16 protein-coding genes, 4 pseudogenes and 2 other annotated features are annotated in these 19,880 nt (G+C 37.6%); of the genes and pseudogenes, 9 read left to right on the forward strand and 11 right to left on the reverse strand.

The features are described 5' to 3' along the window. Positions 1 to 84 precede the first annotated feature (84 nt). Genes AC3WVZ_RS21595 through zapA form a run of 4 tightly spaced genes read right to left on the reverse strand, consistent with a single transcriptional unit; the run spans position 85 to position 5,049 of the window. Entirely contained in the window at positions 85 to 2,445 is a 2,361-nt protein-coding gene (locus tag AC3WVZ_RS21595; RefSeq protein ID WP_000893713.1) for an endonuclease MutS2, read from the reverse strand. Positions 2,446 to 2,464: 19 nt separating this feature from the next. Continuing rightward, entirely contained in the window at positions 2,465 to 4,183 is a 1,719-nt protein-coding gene (polX, locus tag AC3WVZ_RS21600; protein WP_000867515.1) for a DNA polymerase/3'-5' exonuclease PolX, read from the reverse strand. A 55-nt stretch (positions 4,184 to 4,238) separates the two neighbouring features. Further along, entirely contained in the window at positions 4,239 to 4,778 is a 540-nt protein-coding gene (locus AC3WVZ_RS21605) for a CvpA family protein (RefSeq protein ID WP_000565409.1), read from the reverse strand. Between the two features lies 1 nt (position 4,779). Beyond that, entirely contained in the window at positions 4,780 to 5,049 is a 270-nt protein-coding gene (gene zapA, locus AC3WVZ_RS21610) for a cell division protein ZapA (protein ID WP_000082701.1), read from the reverse strand. Positions 5,050 to 5,173: 124 nt separating this feature from the next. Here zapA and rnhC point away from each other — a divergent pair, with 124 nt between their 5' ends. From rnhC to AC3WVZ_RS21625, 3 genes and pseudogenes are all read left to right on the forward strand, one after another. Next, positions 5,174 to 6,109 (forward strand): ribonuclease HIII, encoded by a 936-nt coding sequence (gene rnhC / locus AC3WVZ_RS21615; protein WP_000071576.1) that lies wholly within the window; start codon positions 5,174 to 5,176, stop codon positions 6,107 to 6,109. A gap of 116 nt (positions 6,110 to 6,225) precedes the next feature. After that, on the forward strand, positions 6,226 to 6,495 hold the full coding sequence (locus tag AC3WVZ_RS21620) for a hypothetical protein (RefSeq protein ID WP_000925539.1): 270 nt from the start codon (positions 6,226 to 6,228) through the stop codon (positions 6,493 to 6,495). Beyond that, positions 6,492 to 6,743: pseudogene (locus AC3WVZ_RS21625) on the forward strand (hypothetical protein). Before AC3WVZ_RS21620 ends, AC3WVZ_RS21625 begins: the two are co-directional and overlap by 4 nt. 42 nt (positions 6,744 to 6,785) lie before the next feature. On the opposite strand, the gene AC3WVZ_RS21630 reads toward AC3WVZ_RS21625, so the two are convergent. The 5 genes from AC3WVZ_RS21630 to AC3WVZ_RS21650 form a co-directional block, all read right to left on the reverse strand. After that, the gene (locus tag AC3WVZ_RS21630; RefSeq protein ID WP_000039592.1) at positions 6,786 to 6,920 is read right to left on the reverse strand and encodes a YuzL family protein; all 135 of its coding nucleotides are present in this window, start codon (positions 6,918 to 6,920) and stop codon (positions 6,786 to 6,788) included. Positions 6,921 to 7,012: 92 nt separating this feature from the next. Further along, positions 7,013 to 8,404 carry an asparagine--tRNA ligase gene (asnS, locus tag AC3WVZ_RS21635; protein WP_000432177.1) on the reverse strand — a complete coding sequence of 464 codons (1,392 nt, stop codon included), beginning with the start codon at positions 8,402 to 8,404 and terminating at the stop codon, positions 7,013 to 7,015. Positions 8,405 to 8,456: 52 nt separating this feature from the next. Next, positions 8,457 to 8,708: a binding site (T-box leader), on the reverse strand. A gap of 154 nt (positions 8,709 to 8,862) precedes the next feature. Next, positions 8,863 to 11,283 (reverse strand): phenylalanine--tRNA ligase subunit beta, encoded by a 2,421-nt coding sequence (pheT, locus tag AC3WVZ_RS21640; RefSeq protein ID WP_000498186.1) that lies wholly within the window; start codon positions 11,281 to 11,283, stop codon positions 8,863 to 8,865. 18 nt (positions 11,284 to 11,301) lie between these two features. Continuing rightward, entirely contained in the window at positions 11,302 to 12,336 is a 1,035-nt protein-coding gene (pheS, locus tag AC3WVZ_RS21645; protein ID WP_000388219.1) for a phenylalanine--tRNA ligase subunit alpha, read from the reverse strand. 44 nt (positions 12,337 to 12,380) lie between these two features. Continuing rightward, positions 12,381 to 12,609: a binding site (T-box leader), on the reverse strand. 48 nt (positions 12,610 to 12,657) lie between these two features. Beyond that, complete coding sequence (locus AC3WVZ_RS21650) at positions 12,658 to 13,455, reverse strand: TrmH family RNA methyltransferase (RefSeq protein ID WP_002026395.1); 798 nt, start codon at positions 13,453 to 13,455, stop codon at positions 12,658 to 12,660. A gap of 82 nt (positions 13,456 to 13,537) precedes the next feature. Between AC3WVZ_RS21650 and sspI the strand changes: the two genes are divergently transcribed. The 5 genes and pseudogenes from sspI to AC3WVZ_RS21675 form a co-directional block, all read left to right on the forward strand. Beyond that, entirely contained in the window at positions 13,538 to 13,747 is a 210-nt protein-coding gene (gene sspI / locus AC3WVZ_RS21655; protein ID WP_000009509.1) for a small acid-soluble spore protein SspI, read from the forward strand. A 176-nt stretch (positions 13,748 to 13,923) separates the two neighbouring features. Further along, positions 13,924 to 14,481, forward strand: a complete 558-nt coding sequence (locus AC3WVZ_RS21660; RefSeq protein ID WP_000554786.1) for an HD domain-containing protein — start codon at positions 13,924 to 13,926, stop codon at positions 14,479 to 14,481. 74 nt (positions 14,482 to 14,555) lie between these two features. Then, positions 14,556 to 14,636 (forward strand): annotated as a pseudogene (locus tag AC3WVZ_RS21665) (CPBP family intramembrane glutamic endopeptidase); the annotation flags it as partial. A 58-nt stretch (positions 14,637 to 14,694) separates the two neighbouring features. After that, a pseudogene (locus tag AC3WVZ_RS21670) lies at positions 14,695 to 14,850 on the forward strand (DNA-binding protein); the annotation flags it as partial. 153 nt (positions 14,851 to 15,003) lie between these two features. Next, positions 15,004 to 16,373: pseudogene (locus AC3WVZ_RS21675) on the forward strand (IS1182-like element ISBth7 family transposase); the annotation flags it as partial. A gap of 107 nt (positions 16,374 to 16,480) precedes the next feature. On the opposite strand, the gene AC3WVZ_RS21680 reads toward AC3WVZ_RS21675, so the two are convergent. Continuing rightward, positions 16,481 to 18,280 carry a DHA2 family efflux MFS transporter permease subunit gene (locus tag AC3WVZ_RS21680; RefSeq protein ID WP_000095295.1) on the reverse strand — a complete coding sequence of 600 codons (1,800 nt, stop codon included), beginning with the start codon at positions 18,278 to 18,280 and terminating at the stop codon, positions 16,481 to 16,483. A 12-nt stretch (positions 18,281 to 18,292) separates the two neighbouring features. Continuing rightward, entirely contained in the window at positions 18,293 to 18,946 is a 654-nt protein-coding gene (locus AC3WVZ_RS21685) for an HlyD family secretion protein (protein ID WP_001071419.1), read from the reverse strand. A gap of 296 nt (positions 18,947 to 19,242) precedes the next feature. On the opposite strand from AC3WVZ_RS21685, the gene AC3WVZ_RS21690 reads away from it, so the two are divergent. Beyond that, a complete protein-coding gene (locus AC3WVZ_RS21690; RefSeq protein ID WP_000023661.1) occupies positions 19,243 to 19,860 on the forward strand; it encodes a TetR/AcrR family transcriptional regulator in 618 nt (205 codons plus the stop codon). Positions 19,861 to 19,880 lie beyond the last annotated feature (20 nt).

Genomic DNA, 19,880 nt, shown 5'->3' on the forward strand with positions numbered 1-19,880 from the left:
CAAAAATATTCCACAACAAGCTAACAATACTTTTGCAAGTTTGTCCATAAACATATAATGGTTTCCCCTTTGTTTCGTTGTTTTCTATTTTAATTCGACAACTGTTACGCCTAGGCCTCCCTCGCCCATGTCACCGTAACGGAAGGTTTTTACACCGCGATGCTTCTTCAAGTAATCTTGTACACCTTGGCGAAGTGCTCCTGTCCCTTTACCGTGAATGATTGATACGCGAGGATAGCTTGCAAGCTGGGCATCGTCTAAGTATTTCTCAACGCGCGCCATTGCATTTTCAAATCGTTCACCACGAAGGTCAAGTTCTAATGAAACATGATAGTCTCTACCTTTTACCGTTGCAACTGCTTTTTTCTCTGTTTGCTTCGGTGTGTTAATGTATTCCATATTAGATTCTTTCACTTTCATCTTCAGAATACCGATTTGTACGCTCCACTCTGTATCGCTCACTTTTTCAAGTAGTTGACCTTTTTGACCGAACGTTAATACTTTCACTTCATCACCTGCACGTAACTGTTGTTTCGGTGCAGTGTTTTTCACATTTACTTTTTGTTTCTTAACAAGCTCTGGCGCTGCGCCTTCTAGACGACTCTTCGCTTCAATTAGCTCGTGGTCTTTCACATTTGCAAGCTGTGCTTTACGCAATTGACGAAGTTCTTGAATAATACCTTCTGCTTCTTTCTTCGCAGCTTCGACTTTTTCTTCCCCTTCTTTTTGCGCTTTTAATAATCGTTCGTCGCGATCTTCGTTAAATTCAATAATTTGACGTTGCAACTCACGATGAAGTTTCTCAGATTGTTTGCGAAGCGCTTCTGCTTCGTTCCAGTCACGCTCTGCGTTCTTCTGGCTTTCTTCTAACTTCGCAATCATATTTTCAATTTTATTCGTATCTGTACTAATGTGGTTACGTGCTTGGTCAATGACGCGATCAGATAATCCAAGACGTTTCGAAATTTCAAAGGCATTACTACGTCCTGGTACACCGATTAATAATTTATACGTTGGGCTTAACGTGTTCACATCAAACTCAACACTCGCATTAATAACTTGTTCACGGTTATATCCGTATGCTTTTAATTCTGGATAATGCGTCGTTGCAACAACGCGAGCACCGCGATTACATACTTCATCTAAAATTGAAATGGCAAGTGCAGCCCCTTCTTGCGGGTCTGTTCCAGCACCTAATTCATCGAATAAAACTAAACTTTCAAAATCAGCTTTTTCTAAAATATCAACGATGTTCACCATATGTGAGGAGAACGTACTTAAACTCTGTTCAATCGATTGCTCATCACCGATATCAGCAAAGATATTTTTGAATACACAAATCTCTGACTCATCCATTACTGGAATGTGAAGGCCAGATTGCGCCATTAACACACAAATACCAACTGTTTTCAGCGTAACTGTTTTACCACCTGTATTCGGTCCTGTAATAACAATTGTCGTGAAATCTTTCCCTAACATAATGTTATTTGGCACGATTATTTCTGGATCGATTAGCGGATGTCGAGCTTGTCTTAAATCCATATAACGCTCGTTATTTACGATTGGTTTCGTTGCTTTAATTCGCTTCGCATAAAAAGCTTTCGCAAAGATGAAATCAAGATTTGCAACTACTTCTACGTTTGATAAAACGATATCCGCTTCTACTGCCACTTCTTCTGTTAACATTAATAAGATGCGTTCGATTTCTTGTTTTTCTTTCACACGTGCTTCTTGCAGTGCATTATTTAATTCTACAATGACTTGTGGCTCAATAAATAACGTTTGTCCAGAAGCCGATTGATCGTGAACAATACCACCATATACGCCGCGATATTCTTGTTTTACTGGGATTACGTAACGTTCGTTACGAATCGTTACAATCGAATCAGACAGCATCTTTTGCGCGTTTGAAGAGCGCGTCATATTTTCTAACTTTTCACGAATACGACTTTCCGCAGTACGAATTTGAGTACGAATACCACGCAATTTATCACTTGCGCTATCGACTACTTCACCGCCGTCACCGATGCAATTTGTAATTTTCTTTTCTAAATCATATAAAGATACAATTTGAGCGACGTGAGTTTCTAAAATCGGAAGCTCGACACCGTTATCAGCCATATCTTCAATGAAGCGTTTCATATTACGACTACCATACATCGTATTTGCAATATCAAGTAATTCATTTGGACTTAACATACTCCCAATTTTTGCACGCTTCACATTTGAGCGAATATCCGTAATACCACCTAATGGTGCACTACCTTTTAAACGAATAACTTTCGCTGCTTCATCCGTTGTATCTTGCATTTCTACAATTTCTTCAAAATCAGTGCTCGGCACTAAATGCTTCACTTTGTCACGACCAAGTGAAGATGCTGTATGTTCAAGTAATTGTTCTTTTACTTTATTGTATTCTAATACACGCAACGTTCTTTCTAACATGTTGCAGGTCCCCCTTGTATTACTTATTACGTTTAATATAGTCTAATAAACGTTCAATATCCCACGTGTTAATCACGTTATCTTTTTGAATCCAACCTTTACGTGCTGCTGCTACACCTGTTTCCATATCTTCTAACATTTCAAGCGTATGAGCATCCGTATTAATCGCTACTTTCACACCAGCATCTTGTGCTTGTTTTAATAATTTCGCGCTTAAATCTAGACGGTTCGGATTCGCATTTAATTCTAAAACTGTATTTGTCTCTTTTGCTAGTTCAATTAATAAATCTGTATCTACATCATAACCCTCACGACGCCCGAGAAGACGTCCTGTAGGATGGGCAATCATTGTGACATGTTTATTCTCAAGTGCAGTACGTAGACGCTTCATAATCGTTTCACGGTCTTGTGAGAAGCTAGAGTGAATCGCTCCAATGACATAATCTAATTCTGCTAATACTTCATCATCAAAATCAAGCGAGGCATCTGGTAAAATGTCCATTTCAATTCCGCGTAAAATTGTAATGTCTGGATACTTTTCATTCATACGTTCAATTTCTTTCGCTTGCTCACGAAGACGCTCTTTCGTTAAACCGTTCGCCACTTTTAAGTATTGCGAGTGATCAGTAATCGCCATAAACTTATATCCACGAGCACGGCACGCTTGTACCATTTCTTCAATAGAAAAAGCACCGTCACTCCAAGTTGTATGCATATGTAAATCACCTTGTATATCGGAAAACTGAATTAAGTTCGGATACTCTTTAATTAATTCAATTTCTTTTCCATCTTCACGCACTTCTGGCGGAATAAATGGCAAACCGAAATGAGCAAAGAAGTCTTCTTCAGTCTCAAATGTTTTCACTTCACCTGTTTCCAAGTTCTCTACACCGTACTCACTAATTTTCTCGCCTTTATCTTTTGCGATTTGACGCATTTTTACGTTATGATCTTTTGATCCTGTGAAATGGTGAAGAGTTGTAATAAACTCTTCTGGTTTTACTAAACGGAAATCAATTGAAATATCATATTCATATTGAAGACGGACAGAAACTTTCGTATCTCCACTTGCTATTACTTCAATCATATTATCAAATTGTAGTAAATGCTCACGTACCGCTGCTGGTTCTGTCGTTGCAATGATAAAATCTAAATCTTTCACTGTTTCACGAACACGGCGCAAACTACCAGCGCGAGAGAAACGAATTACTTCAGCAATATTCGACAATTTCTCCTCTATTTCCCCGGCAATAGGCAATACCATCGCAATTGGTAAACGCTCTGGACGAGAGCCTACTTGATCGATTGCTTCTAATATTTTCTCTTCTGTCTTCTTACCGAAACCAGCTAAAGCTTGTACTTTATTTTCCTCACAAGCAGCTTTTAACGTCTCCATATCAATAACGCCTAGCTCTTTATATAACTTAGCCACCTTTTTACCACCAAGACCTGGTAATTTTAATAACGGCAATAAGCTACTTGGTACTTCTTTTTCAAGTTCTTGTAATACTTCAGATGTTCCCGATTCTATATATTCTTGTATAACGGCTGCTGTTCCTTTTCCGATTCCTGGAATCTTTGTGAAATCTTCAATTTCAGAAAGACTACGATCGTCACTTTCTAATGCTGCTGCCGCTTTACGAAATGCAGATATTTTAAATGGATTCGCGCCCTTTAATTCCATAAAAAGCCCGATTGTCTCTAATAATTTGATCACTTGTTTTTTATTTACTTTCATCATTGCCCCGCCTTTCTTTCATAGAAAAAAACTTCTCTTTCCGAAAAAAGAGAAGTTATACTCTGCTACCTGTCTGCCATAGTTCCTTCACCTTTTCAGATAGAATCGGTGTATCGTCTACAATTATTTTGCTAATTGATGATTTTTGTAATGGTGTTTGTACTTGTTCAATCGGAAGAATGTTTCCAATGATAATTAAGACAAACAAAATAATATATACTTCTAAAAATCCGAGGATTGCCCCCGCAAACGCATTTACTTGCTTTAAAACCGGTATTTCTGCAAACATATTTAACAAATTACCAAGTAATGAAAGTGCAATTTTAGTGATAATAAACAATATGATAAACGCAAGCGCTTGATAAAATACTGTCTCAATATTATTTGCATCAATCCATTCTGGAACAGATACGTTTTTATCAAATGGATACGGAATAAATTTCGCAAGTGCTGGCGCTAAATCTTTACAGTACCAGTATGCAACAAGGTATGCGATAATAAAGCTTGTTAACTTTACAAGTTGCAGAATAAACCCTCTGCGTAAGCCGAGGAAAAATCCCATAACAAGCAGTAAAATGATAATAATATCAATCATGTTATTCCATTCCTTTTTTTGTCATACTTTCTTTCAATTTCTCATGTTCTTCTTTTAATTTTATGTAATCGTGTATGACGTTTACCGCCGTCAATACCGCTAGTCTACTCGTGTCAAGCGAAGGATTCTTGGCATTGAGTTCGCGCATTTTATCATCCACAATCGCTGCTACCATGCGGATATGACTTGTACTTTCATCGCCAACAACTGAATATTGCTGACCATAGATTTCTACATTAATTCGACTTTTCTTTCCCTTTTGTTGTGACAACTCACCGGCCTCCAATCACGTACAGAATCCTAAAGTTTATCATACCATGAACCTTCATAATATGGAAACAGAAAGAACAATCCGATATGATAAAAATAACAATATAAAAAAAGGGGCGACCATTATGTCAAATTCTATCGTAATTCAAACAAATTCTACAGTAATTGAAGACATGAAACAACAATATAAACATTCGCTTAGCCCGAAAACTCCGCAAGGCGGGATCTTCATGGCAAAGGTACCATCTTGCACGATTACAGCGTATAAATCTGGAAAAGTAATGTTCCAAGGAGGCCGCGCTGAAGCAGAAGCTGCCCGTTGGCAAACTGTCTTCCAAACTCCAAAAACAGCTGTAAAAAAATCTGTCGATTCACACCGTTATGCACCGCCTGCTTCCATCGGTACAATGTCTATCGTAGGGTCAGATGAAGTGGGTACTGGTGATTTCTTCGGGCCGATGACAGTCGTTGCTGTATATGTGGATGCGAAGCAAATTCCACTACTAAAAGAACTTGGTGTAAAAGACTCTAAAAACTTAAATGACGAACAAATTACTGCCATTGCGAAACAACTTCTACACGTTGTTCCTTATAGCTCTCTTGTCCTTCATAACGAAAAATATAACGAGCTATTTGATAAAGGAAACAACCAAGGTAAGTTAAAAGCTTTACTACACAATAAAGCTATTACAAACTTATTAGCTAAAATGGCACCTACAAAACCTGAAGGCGTCTTAATCGATCAATTCACACAACCTGATACATACTATAAATATTTAGCAAAACAAAAACAGGTACAGCGTGAAAATGTTTACTTCGCTACGAAAGGTGAAAGTGTTCATTTAGCTGTTGCCGCCGCTTCCATTTTAGCTCGCTACTCATTCGTAAAACAGTTTGACGAACTAAGTAAAAAAGCTGGTATGCCACTTCCAAAAGGTGCTGGTAAACAAGTTGATATCGCTGCTGCTAAATTAATTCAAAAGCTTGGTAAAGAACGATTACCTGAGTTTGTGAAACTGCATTTCGCTAATACGGAGAAGGCGCTTCGCTTATTAAAATAGTATCGACAAAAACAGGAGCCTACAAACTCCTGTTTTTTGTTTCACCCTACTATTGTCCTTATAGTTTTGTTACAATTATAATATACAGATTATTCTAACATAGGAGGGGATCCCCATTGCTACTTCTACAAATGATTCTAAATATTTTACTAGGCGATCCACACGAAAGACAGTTTGAAATTAGGGAAAACATTCAGCTACTAAGTGAACAACGAGCGTTCAACGATTTAATAGAGCGTTATGGTCGCTCTTTCTTATTAAACTTTCGGATTCGAAGATTTATCGGGAAACACGATGCTCGCTCGTTAATACATAATCCAGCAAAACTACAACACTTCTGTGAGGAACTTGAATGTATGATTAGAAAAAGGAGGTTTTTCATATGAACGCTGTAAAAGTTAAAAAGCTATTATATGTTTTCGTACACCTCGTAGGCCCACTTTCTTACTTCACTATTTCTACCATTTGAGGAGCTTTTTTCACTACTAAATCCACATTCGAAAATATATCTGATAATCTTGGCGTGATGACCATCTATTACGTGTTCATGAGTTTACTGTGGTTTTTCTATTTAGATCGATTAGGCAAAGACATAAATAAGATTACAAAAGAAATTAACGATAAGAAGATGTAATACATGAAAAAAGGAGAGTCGCCAAGACTCTCCTTTTTTATGTTAGCTTCGTTTCTGCTTCTTATTTGATGAAGGTACTTTATGTGAACCTGTTTCATGTGTCGTCGTTCCTTGTCCTTCTACTTCTGGAGAACCAAGGCTTGACCTTGAATGATCTTTTTTCACTTTTTTACTCATTTATATTCACCCCTTCGCGTTACTTTTTGCTACAGGAGAATAAACTATACAAAATAAAAAGCGAGAGGAAATCCTCTCGCTTTTTTCATATTTTAGAATTCAGAAGAACCTGGAGTTCTTGGGAATGGAATTACGTCACGGATGTTAGCCATGCCAGTGATGTACATTAGGAAGCGCTCGAAACCTAGACCGAATCCAGCGTGTTTTGTACCGCCGTATTTTCTAAGTTCTAAGTACCACCAGTAGTCCTCTTCGTTCATACCTAATTCTTTAATTCTGTCTACTAAAACGTCCATTCTTTCTTCACGTTGACTTCCGCCGATTAATTCGCCGATGCCAGGAACTAGAAGGTCAGTAGCAGCTACTGTTTTACCGTCTTCATTCAAACGCATGTAGAATGCTTTAATGTCTTTCGGATAGTCAGTTACGAATACAGGGCGTTTGAAGATTTCTTCTGATAAGTATCTTTCGTGCTCTGTTTGTAAGTCAATTCCCCATTCTACTGGGTATTTGAAGTCAGCACCTGATTCTTGAAGTACTTTAATTGCTTCTGTATAAGTGATGCGACCGAAGTCTGAGTTAATTACGTTGTTCATGCGCTCAAGAACTGTTTTATCAACGAAGCTGTTGAAGAATTCCATTTCTTCTGGTGCATGCTCTAATACGTATTTCATTGCATATTTCAGCATATCTTCTGTAAGGTTCATTACATCCCCTAGTTCCGCGAATGCAATCTCAGGCTCAACCATCCAGAACTCAGCAGCGTGGCGAGTTGTGTTTGAGTTTTCTGCACGGAATGTAGGTCCGAATGTGTATACATCACGGAATGCTAATGCATAAGCTTCAGCGTTCAGCTGTCCACTTACTGTTAAGTTTGTTTCTTTACCGAAGAAGTCTTTTGACTCATCAACTTTTCCGTCTTCACCTTTTGGTAGGTTATTTAAATCTTGCGTTGTTACGCGGAACATTTCGCCAGCACCTTCTGTATCACTACCAGTGATGATTGGTGTGTGAACATGTACGAATCCACGCTCTTGGAAGAATTGGTGAATCGCAAATGCTGCGATAGAACGTACGCGGAACGTTGCAGAGAATGCATTTGTTCTTGGACGTAAGTGAGCGATTGTACGTAAATATTCAAACGTATGACGTTTCTTTTGAAGTGGGTAATCAGAATCTGATAAGCCCTCGATATCAATTTTTTCTGCTTTAATTTCAAATGGTTGCTTCGCTCCAGGCGTTGCAATTACTTTACCTTCTACTTTAACTGAAGAGCTAAGTGGAAGTTTTGCAATTTCTTTAAAGTTCTCTAATTCTGTATCGAAAACGATTTGAACGCTTTTGAAGAAGCTACCGTCATTTAATTCGATGAAACCAAATGCTTTTGAATCACGTAAGTTACGAATCCACCCTGATACTTGTACTGTTTGATCTGCATACTTTTCTGTATCTCTATACAGACTTTTTACTAATGTGTTTTCCATAGTGAAATTCTCCTTTGCTCATATATTTAAATACAAAAAAACCTTTCATCCATAAAGGGACGAAAGGTTAAACTTCGCGGTACCACCCAATTTGTCATAAAGACCAACTTTAACTCGTATGTAATACATACTTCCCGGTTTGTAACAGGCCGGATTCCCGTCTAAGTCTACTCTTGAATACAAGATTCAATTTCGGTTAGCAACTCCAAGGTGTTCTTCACATATACCGCCTCATCAGGCTCTCACCGTCCCTGACTCGCTTTGGATTATAGTATATACTACTTTTCCTTATCATCGTCTTTCATTTTGTTAAACTAAAATTAATGTACTACATTCGAGAGAAAGATGCAAGGTGTCGGAAAATATATGAGCGATTTTTGTAATATATCGACTTACCGACAGTGTCCGACAACTAACCCAATAAAAAAATTGCCGGAATATATCCGGCAATTTTCTAATTACTTACGTAACTCCGCACCGAATTTCTCTTCTACCGTTGTTAGTACACGGTTATGTGCTTCTGTTACTTCTTCGTCTGTTAATGTACGTTCTGCATCGAAGTAAGTCATAGAGAATGCAAGTGATTTCTTGCCTTCTTCCATTTTTTCACCTTCGTATAAGTCGAATAGTGTTACGTCTTTCAGAAGTTCTCCGCCAGCTTCAGCAATGACTTGCTTCATTTCACCAGCTTTTGTTTCTTTTGTTACTACAACAGCCATGTCACGTGTCATAGATGGGAAACGTGGAATTGCTGCGTAGTAAGTTTCTTCAGCGTCTGCACCGAATACTTTTACAAGAGATAATTCAAATACGAATGTATTTTTCACATCTAATTGTTTTTCTGCTTCTGGGTGCAATTGACCGATGAAACCAATTACTTCGCCATCTAATACGATGTCAGCTGTACGGCCTGGGTGCATACCTTCACGTTTTGCTGGTGCATATGTGATTTGGTTTGCAACGCCAAGTACGTCGAATAGTCCTTCTAGTACACCTTTCACAACGAAGAAGTCCACTACTTTCTTCTCACCTTGCCATGCATGGTGAAGAGCAAGACCTGTCATAACACCTGCAAGATGTTGTTCTTCTTTCGGAAGTTCTCCTTCTTCTGTCGGTAAGAAGATAGAACCTACTTCGTATAAAGCAACGCTGTCATTTTTACGAGCGACATTGTATGAAACTGCTTCTAGTAATTGCGGTACTAAGCTTAAACGAAGTTGGCTACGTTCTTCACTCATTGGAAGTGCAAGACCTACAGGCGCCTTTTCGTTTGGCTCAACCATATATTGTTTCGCTTTATCAGCGCTTGTTAATGAATATGTGATTGCTTCATATAAACCAGCACCCTCTAAGAAGCGGCGTACTTTACGACGTTTCGTTTGTGCTGATGTTAATTTACCACGAGTCATCGTTCCAGAAGGTAATGTAACTGGAATGTGGTCATAACCGTATAGACGGCCTACTTCTTCTACTAAGTCTTCTGAAATTGTAATATCAGGACGACGTGCTGGTACATTTACATGGAATGTTCCTTCTACTTCTGTGAATGGGAATTTCAAGTTTGTGAACATTGTACCCATTTCACTCGCAGAAATATTTGTACCTAATACACGGTTTACTTTTTCAGCAGTAACAGATACTGTACGCTCTTGTACTTGTAAGTTGTCAGCTTCTACTACACCTTCAAGTGCTTCACCGCCAGCATATTTCGCCATTAAAGCAGCTGCGTGTTGAATTGCTTCAAATGTACGTGTTGGGTCGATTCCTTTTTCGAAACGTGCACTTGATTCACTACGAAGACCTAAGTCTTTTGATGTACGACGTACTGTTTGACCTGCAAAGTATGCAGACTCAATTAGAACGTTTACTGTCTCATTTGTAACTTCAGAATCCGCCCCGCCCATTACACCAGCAACAGCTAAAGCTTTCGTGCCGTTTGTAATTACAAGGTGGTGGCTTTGTAATGTACGCTCTTGATCATCTAACGTTTCAATTTTTTCGCCTTCTTTTGCAAGACGAACAACGATTTCTTTTGAACCTAATTTATCGTAATCGAATGCATGTAACGGTTGACCGTATTCCATTAAAATGTAGTTTGTAATATCAACTACGTTGCTAATTGGACGAATGCCAGCTGCCATAAGACGAGTTTGCATCCACATTGGTGATGGACCAATCTTTACGTTTTTAACCATTTTTGCAATGTATAATGGGTTTTCTTCTTTCGCTTCTACACTTACAGAAATATAATCAGAAGTTTTTTCTGCTGTTTCTTGTAAGTCGATAGCTGGAAGTTTTACTTCGCGGCCATAAATAGCAGCTACTTCGTAAGCAACACCTAACATGTTTAAGCAATCTGCACGGTTTGGTGTTAAGCCAAGCTCAAGTACTTCATCGTGTAAGTTTAAAATTTCAAGTGCATCTGCACCAACTTCAGCGTCACTTGGGAAGATGAAGATACCATCTGCGTATTCTTTTGAAACTAACTTTCCATCAATACCAAGCTCTTGAAGAGCACAAACCATACCGTGAGAAGCTTCACCGCGTAGTTTTGCTTTTTTGATTTTGAAGTTACCAGGAAGTACAGCTCCAACTTTTGCAACTGGTACTTTTAAACCTTTTGCAATGTTAGCAGCTCCACAAATAATTTGAACTGGCTCTTCTTCACCGATATCGATTAAGCATTTGCTTAATTTATCAGCTTCTGGGTGTTTTTCACATTCTAATACGTGACCAACTACAACACCTTTTACACCTTTATTTAATACTTCAACGCCTTCTACTTCAATACCACTTTTCGTGATTTTGTCTGCTAGTTCTTGTGCTGTTACATCTTTAATATCTACATACTCTTGTAACCAACGATATGATACGAACATACTTATCCTCTCCTTCCCTTACGCTCGTTTGAATTGTTGTAAGAAACGTACATCATTTGTATAGAAATGACGAATGTCATCTACTCCGTATTTCAACATTGCGATACGCTCTGCGCCCATACCGAATGCGAAACCTTGATATTCTTTTGAATCATAACCAGCCATTTCAAGTACGTTCGGGTGAACCATACCTGCGCCTAGAATTTCAATCCAGCCAGTTCCTTTACAAGTGCCGCAGCCTTTGCCATGACACATCATACAAGAAATATCCATCTCTACAGATGGCTCTGTGAATGGGAAGAAACTTGGACGAAGACGGATTTCACGATCTTCACCGAACATCTTTTTCACGAATACTTGCAGTGTACCTTTTAAGTCACTCATACGAATGTTTTTATCAATTACAAGACCTTCAATTTGCATGAACTGATGTGAATGCGTCGCATCGTCGTCATCACGGCGATACACTTTACCAGGACAAATAATTTTAATTGGGCCTTTTTCTTTATTATTTTCCATCGTACGTGCTTGCACAGAAGATGTATGTGTACGTAGTAACGTTTCTTCTGTGATGTAGAATGTATCTTGCATATCACGCGCTGGATGATCTTTCGGTAAGTTTAGTGCTTCGAAGTTGTAGTAGTCTTTTTCTACTTCTGTTCCTTCAGCTACTTCATAACCCATACCGATGAATACATCTTCAATTTGCTCAACAACAGCCGTTAACGGATGGTGACAACCTGTTTCAACAGGACGACCTGGCAATGTAACATCAATTGTTTCAGTAGCTAATTTCGCTTCAATTACTGCTTTTTCTAAGTTACTAATTTTGTCGTCTAGACGCGTTTGAATCGCTTCACGTACTTCATTTACTAATGCTCCCATACGTGGACGCTCTTCTGCTGATAATTTTCCCATGCCGCGTAATACTTCTGTAATTGGACCTTTTTTTCCTAAATACGCTACGCGTACGTCGTTTAAGCCTTTCAGCTCTTTCGCTTCTTCAATAAGCTCTAACGCTTTTTGCTTTAGCTCTTTTAAACGTGCTTCCATTTTGGAACCCTCCTAATTTTAAAAATAAAAAAACCTCGCTCCCAAAAAGGGACGAGGTAAATTCGCGGTACCACCCTAAATTGACAGAACATGTCTGCCCACTCATTAGTTATAACGATCAATTCTGACCGGAACGCCTTTACATATACATGGTCCTGGCGTCAACTCCAGAGGTGAATTCACTTTCGTCTACCATAAGAATGCTTTCAGTCTACGACATTCTCTCCCTATATGGCGATTTTGTAAGCTACTCTTCTCTATCAACGTTTTTCGTTATTTAACTTTTAATATAATGTACTTCAACTTATTATAAGAAGTTTTTTATTTGTTCGCAACCGGGCTTTGCAAATAATACGTTAAAATCCCTGCTGCAACCGCAACATTTAATGATTCTGCCCCGCCGTAAATCGGAATATACAAGTTTTGATCCGTTTTTGCAAGAATTTCTTGGCGTACGCCATTTCCTTCATTTCCTACAATTAATGCAAAACTGCCAGCCGGCGTTACTTCACCATACGGAACTCCATTTTCAAGAGCTGTTCCATATACAGGAACGTTATTTTCTTTTAACTTGTCTACCCATTCTTCTAAGTTCCCTTTTACAATTGGTAAGTGGAAAATAGAGCCTTGTGTAGAGCGGAGTACTTTACTATTGTAAACATCAACACAACCTTCTCCAAGCACAACGGCGTGAATACCAGCTGCATCAGCTGTACGAATAATTGTTCCTAAATTACCTGGGTCTTGCAGGCCATCTAATAAAAGGAATTTCCCATCAGTAAGAGCTACTTCTTTCTCATGCTTCTCACAAACAGCAAATACACCTTGCGTCGTTTCTGTTTCACGAAGTATTTTTACAATCGCCTCAGGTACGATGTACATTTCCACATCATTAACTGTCCAATCTTTCGGAAGGTCTGTCTGATCTGAAACGATAAGTTCTGTTACAATTCCTGTCTTCAAAGCTTCCTCGACTAAGTGGAATCCTTCTACAAAAAATAAACCTTTTTTATCGCGTTCTTTTTTCGTTTGCAGCTTTTTCCACTGCTTTACACGCGGATTTTGTACTGAATCAATGTTTTTCATAATATGTATTTCCCTCTCTTCTTGTCTTATCATTATAGCCTATTTTTCATACATATTTACATAAAAAAGAACAAAAACTAACGTCAGTTTCAATTCTGAAGAAGAGGTGAAAGCAATGAGTTTTAATTTACGTGGTGCCGTATTAGCGAATGTATCTGGAAATTCACAAGATCAATTACAAGAAACAATCGTCGATGCAATTCAAAGCGGTGAAGAAAAAATGCTTCCAGGTCTTGGCGTTTTATTTGAAGTCATTTGGAAAAACGCTGATGAAAATGAAAAGCACGAAATGTTAGAAACACTAGAGCAAGGATTAAAAAAATAAGCAATTTGAAAATCACCTTTGCATAAGCTAAGGTGATTTTTTTGCAGAAAAATTTTTTCTTCTCCTAAACATTTCTACTTTACTAACGAACTATGATGGAGTACAATGTTCAAAATACATTTAAACCGATCGATTTTTCTTCATATACACCATAAGATAAAAGGAGTGAATGTTTTATGCACCGTATTACGCTTGAACAAATTTTTAAACACCACATTACACAAAAATACGTAAACCGTTCTGGAATGGTCCACGCGATCGCTGTCGCTTACCATGCGTTTCACCTAGCCAAAAAGCATCACGCCTCAGTCGATGCTGCCACAAAAGCTGGCTTCCTTCATGATATCGGACATCATACGTGGTACACAGGCGGCGAATGGGATTATGACTTATATAAAAAGAATGATATCCATGCAATTAAAGGCGCTGAAAGAGCACATAAATTACTTATTAGATTAGGAGAACATCCAAAACTAGCAAAAGAAATTTCTATTGCAATTCTTCTTCATACAGATTCTTTCTTAGTGGAACAAGAAATTGAAAGAACATCTCTTCAAAATATTATTAAATGGGCAGACGAAGCAGATGAAGAACCGGGCGGAGCGCATCATTATCGAACAATTTCTTATGAAAAAGCACTTAAAGCAATTCAGCAATTAGATCGATTGGTAGAGCGTGAATTGCAAATAGAGCAAGCAAAATTGAATAACAAGACAGAACATAGTTATCAATGAGAAAGAGGCATCACTACAGGGTGATACCTCTTTTATTATTTTATGGAAAATACACCTTTATATGTAATATTTAAATATTACGCCTGAAAACAAAATCCATTATTCCAGCTATGTTATTTCATATTATCAATAATATGTTAGCATTCTTAGGATAAAGAGAGGTATCATGATGATACCTCTCTTTACTCTTTTTATAACAACTTCTTTATACTAATTTTAATTTCTTTAATTGTCTTATTAGCGAGGATAAATGGATTACAAGCACAATGTAAAAGTATACACAACATAGGATTTATTATTTTTATTGCGGGACTACTGGGGGTTATTTTCTGGGTTCTCATGTCTGCAGGTGATTCATTCTATATCTAATTGAATCCTTGTATAAGAAAACAAAAAAGCAGGGAAATTAATTCCCTGCTTTTCTCAGGCTGTGGAGAAAGTCTTCTCCACAGCCTGTTTTTGTGTCTGAACCTCTTTTTATGTGTCAACACTGATAAAAAAGAGGAAAAGGAGAGATTTTTTATGATGGGTGCTTTAAAAAATCATCGTGATGAGCGTGTATCTGTTTCTGTAGAAGAGTTGGTTCCACAAGATCATTTCCTTCGTGCAATTGAAGCGACAATTAGTTTTGATTTTATTGAAGAGAAGTTACGCCCTTATTACTGTGAAAACAATGGACGCCCGTCCATTCATCCTATTGTTTTATTTAAGATGATGTTTATTGGATATTTTTACGGTATTCGTTCTGAGCGTCAATTGGAAAAGGAAATTAAAACGAATATTGCCTACCGTTGGTTTTTAGGGTTTTCTCTATCGGATACTATTCCGGATCACTCTACAATCAGTTGGAATCGTCGTACTCGTTTTATTCATACAAATATTTTCGAAGAAATTTTTGATGAGATTGTGAGACAAGCGACGGAGCACCGGATGGTAGGAGGACGTGCACTGATGACAGATTCTACACATATTAAGGCCAATGCCAATAAAAATAAATTTGTACATAAATATAAAAAAGAAAAAGCAAAGTTTTATATAGACGAGCTAGAAGCTGCGGTAATCGAAGATCGTGAGGTACATGGAAAAAAGAATTAAAACCTAGAAAGGAAAGTGATACCCCTACCAAAAAAACTCGTATAAGTACAACGGATCCAGATAGTGGATTTTTAATGAGAGATGGAAAACCAAATGGTTTTCATTTCTTGGATCATCGTACGACTGATGCGAAGTACAATATTATTACAGATACCTATGTAACGGCTGGAAATATGGCAGATTCCGAGCCGTATTTAGCACGCCTCCAAGCTCAGATTGATAAATTCGACTTCAAAGTAGAAGCTGTTGCCCTTGATGCTGGCTATTTTACAGGATATATCTGTAAGAAACTATCAGAACGGAATATATTTATGGTGATGGGGTATCGCCGATTTGGAAAACGGAATAAAGAAGTACCGAAAAGCCAATTTAAATATGTAGAAGAAATGAATGTTTTCGCTTGTCCGATGGGATGTATTCTAGAATATGTAACAACTGATCGTGAAGGATACCGTCAATACAAATCGAATCCAGAAGACTGCGCTGTTTGTCCGTTACGTGAGGTGTGCTTTTCAAAGAAACAAAAACAAAAAGTTATCACTCATCATGTGTGGGAGAAATATAAGGATATTGCTAGAAAAAACAAGCTAACAGCTACAGGGAAAAGGTTGTATAAAGTACGCTGTTCCACTATAGAGCGAAGCTTTGCAGACGCCAAAGAACTACATGGCTACCGCTATGCCCGGTTTCGAGGGCTGAAGTCTGTCCAAATGCAAGCTTATCTCACCGCAGCTTGTCAAAACATGAAAAAAATAGCCCTCCACCTGACCAAAAAGGGTCAGGTGGAGGGCTATTTTTTAAAATTCTATTATTTTATGTTGTTTTTATTCGCTAAAATCAAAAAAGATTCCAGAGTGTTGGGAACCCTAAAAGGTTTCCCAACACTCTGAAAAAAGCAGGGAAATTAATTCCCTGCTTTTCTATTTGGTTTATTGCCTGATTGTAAGAAGAACGATAACACCCAAGCGATACCTGCTAGTATCGTTGCGATTAAGAAGGCATCGTTAATACCGTTAATTGCAGATAGCTTTGAAATTTGTCCATATAATAGTTGTGTGCTCATCGCGTCTCCTGCTTGAGCTGATCCAGCTAAGGCCGCTAAGCTTTGACCCATGCCGTGTACTTTATCAACTAAAATTGGGTTTGATGTTGTTAACATGTTGCCGTAATCTGCTACGTGGGCAGTTGTTTGTTGCGTCATAAGTGTAATTAAAATCGCTGTTCCAATTGAACCAGCTACTTGTCTTGACGTATTTTGCGTTGCTGTACCGTGAGAAATTAATTTCATCGGCAGCGCGTTCATACCAGCTGTCATAATTGGCATCATAATGAATGACATACCAATTGAACGTATAATATAATCCGTCATAATAACGCTATACGGTGTATCCATCGATAATTTTGTAAATTCATATGTCGCATACGTCGTAATTGCCAATCCAATTATCGCTAATGGACGAATACCATATTTATCGAATAATTTACCCGCTACTGGTCCCATGATCCCCATAATTAATGATCCTGGAAGAAGTAGTAAACCAGATTCAATTGGCGTAAAGCCACGAATGTTTTGCAGATATACTGGAAGCAATAACATACCTCCGAATAATGCCATCGTAACGATTGCATTAATTACTAAAGTAAAAGTAAATACTGGATATTTAAATACTTGTAAATCAAGCATTTTATTGTCCGTTGTTAACTCTCTCCAAATAAATAACGCTAAACCAATTACACCGATAACAAGTGAAATAATGACTTCTGCACTAGTCCAACTATTATTTCCTGCTTCACTAAATCCGTACAATAAGCTTCCTAGTCCAATACTTGAACTAACCACACCGAATATATCTAATTTCGTTTTAGACACCGGCTGAGCTAGTGTAAAGAATTTTAAAGATAGGAACGTAATAATTAAACCAATAATAAACATCGCATAGAACATTAAGTTCCAGCTATAGTTTTCAATCACCCAACCTGTTACAGTTGGTCCGATAGCTGGTGCTAAAATCATCGCTACACCTAGTAATCCCATCGCCGCTCCGCGTTTATGAGGCGGGAATAACGTCATGAAGATATTCATACCAACCGGCATTAAAATACCCGCACCAACTGCTTGAATTACGCGACCTGTCATCATCATTGTAAAGTTTCCTGAAGTAGCACAAATGATAGATCCTACCGTGAAGAATAACATTGCTGCTACGAATAATTTACGATACGTAAATCGTGAAACTAAAAAGGCACTAATCGGTACTAAAATACCATTTACAAGCATGAAGCCTGTAATTAACCATTGTGCTGTTGAAGTTGATACATTAAATTCATTCATTAACGGAGGTAATGCAACATTAATGATTGTTTGGTTTAAAATAGAAACGAACATGCCTAGAATTAATACAGCTACAACTGCTTTTACGTTCACATTCTCTACAGGCATAGACATTTGTTTTTTCGGCACTTCTTTTTCTTGTTTTACTTCTTCTTGCTTTCCTGTTTCTAACTCAACTACATTAGAAATTTCCGATTCTTGCTTTCGTTCAATTTCTTTCTCTTCTGTTTCAACTTTACTTACTTCTATTTTACTTACGGCTGGGACTTGTTCTTCTCCCATTTTCGTTTTTTTCTTTCGTAAAAGACGATTTACAAGGAAGAAGACGATTATACAAAATAGTGCATATCCTGCAATTACAATTGAGGACATCTCATCTCCCCCTTACTTATGAATACGAACTGTCACATTCATGCCAGGAACAATATTTACTGATTTGCTATGATCTAAAGAAATTTTAACTGGTACTACTTGTGTTACTTTCGTATAGTTCGCTGTTGCGTTGCTTGATGGCAACATAGAGAATGTATTCGCTGTTGTTAAGCCAACTTGTTCTACTTTTCCTGTTAACGTTGTATCTGGGTATGCATCTACATACACATCTACATCTTGACCTTTTTGAACATCATCAACATCTGTTTCTTCAATGTTTGCTGTTACCCATAAATTGTTCATATCAAATGCATAAGCAATCGGGCTACCCGCTCCAACGAAAGCATTTGTTGTCGCGTTTGATTGTACAACTGTTGCATTTTGTGGAATTGTTACATCTACTGTTTGTTCTCCATTAGCTGCCGCTACAGTAACAGTACCTAATTTATCGTTCTCATTATAATTTTTTCCTACTTCAGCTTTCCAGTCAGTTAGTTTACCTGCTACTGGTGAAGCAACCGGAATTACCTTTCCATCAATCTTTGCATTGTCTGTTTTTAAGTAATTTTCCGTTTGATTGTAATAGTAATAACCGCCAATACCGCCGCCAACTAGTACAATTAATGTGATAATGTTGATAATTACCATTCTTCGAAACTGATTCATTGCATTCCTCTCCTTATATCGCATATAATTTTTTTCTAAACTATTTATGTCCTTATTGTTTAGATTGTTTAATTGTTAATTATATTAACCTTTTAACAAAAAAATCACACCATCTGCAGCGTAAATCGAAATTTATCTACCTGCGAGCGGTGCTGATTTCTGAAGGACTATCGTTTATAATTATAAATAATTATTTTGAATCTACAACCGACAATTTACGTATGAAATGTTGCTTAAACAACAATATAATACCAATATGTTGTTTAAGTATAGAAAATTAAACGAGGAGAAGGAAAATGTCTATTAAAAATACAAATGATCCACGTGTAAAGCGAACGAGACAACTCATTCAGGATGCTTTTGTCGCTTTAGTAGGCGAAAAAGGCTTTGAAAATGTAACTGTGCAACATATCGCAGAACGCGCTCCTGTAAACCGCGCTACATTTTATAGCCATTACCATGATAAATATGACCTATTAGACAAAAGCATTGAAGAAATGTTAGAGAAGCTAGCAGAAGTAATTAAACCGAAAAATAGAAATAAAGAAGATTTTCAACTTACATTTGATTCACCTCATCCTACATTTTTGGCTTTATTCGAACATATCGCAGAAAATGTAAACTTTTATAACGTTATGCTTGGGGATAAAGCTGCCGGAAACTACTCTTATAAAATGATGAAAACAATACAAGTGCATTTAACATTAAGCTTGTCTATTTCACAACCAGATGATGAAGATCTTATGGTTCCTCGTGATATTTTGATTAGTTATGTGACAGGGGCTCACATCGGAATGATTATGTCATGGTTAAAAAGAGGAATGATATATACCCCGCATTTTATGGCGATGCAATTAACTCGTTTAATTATTTTAGGGGCTCATACTGCTGCAGGATTAGAAAGGCCTTTTTAAAACATAAAAAAGCGAAGGAG

This window comes from Bacillus sp. CPT56D-587-MTF (genome assembly GCF_058792335.1).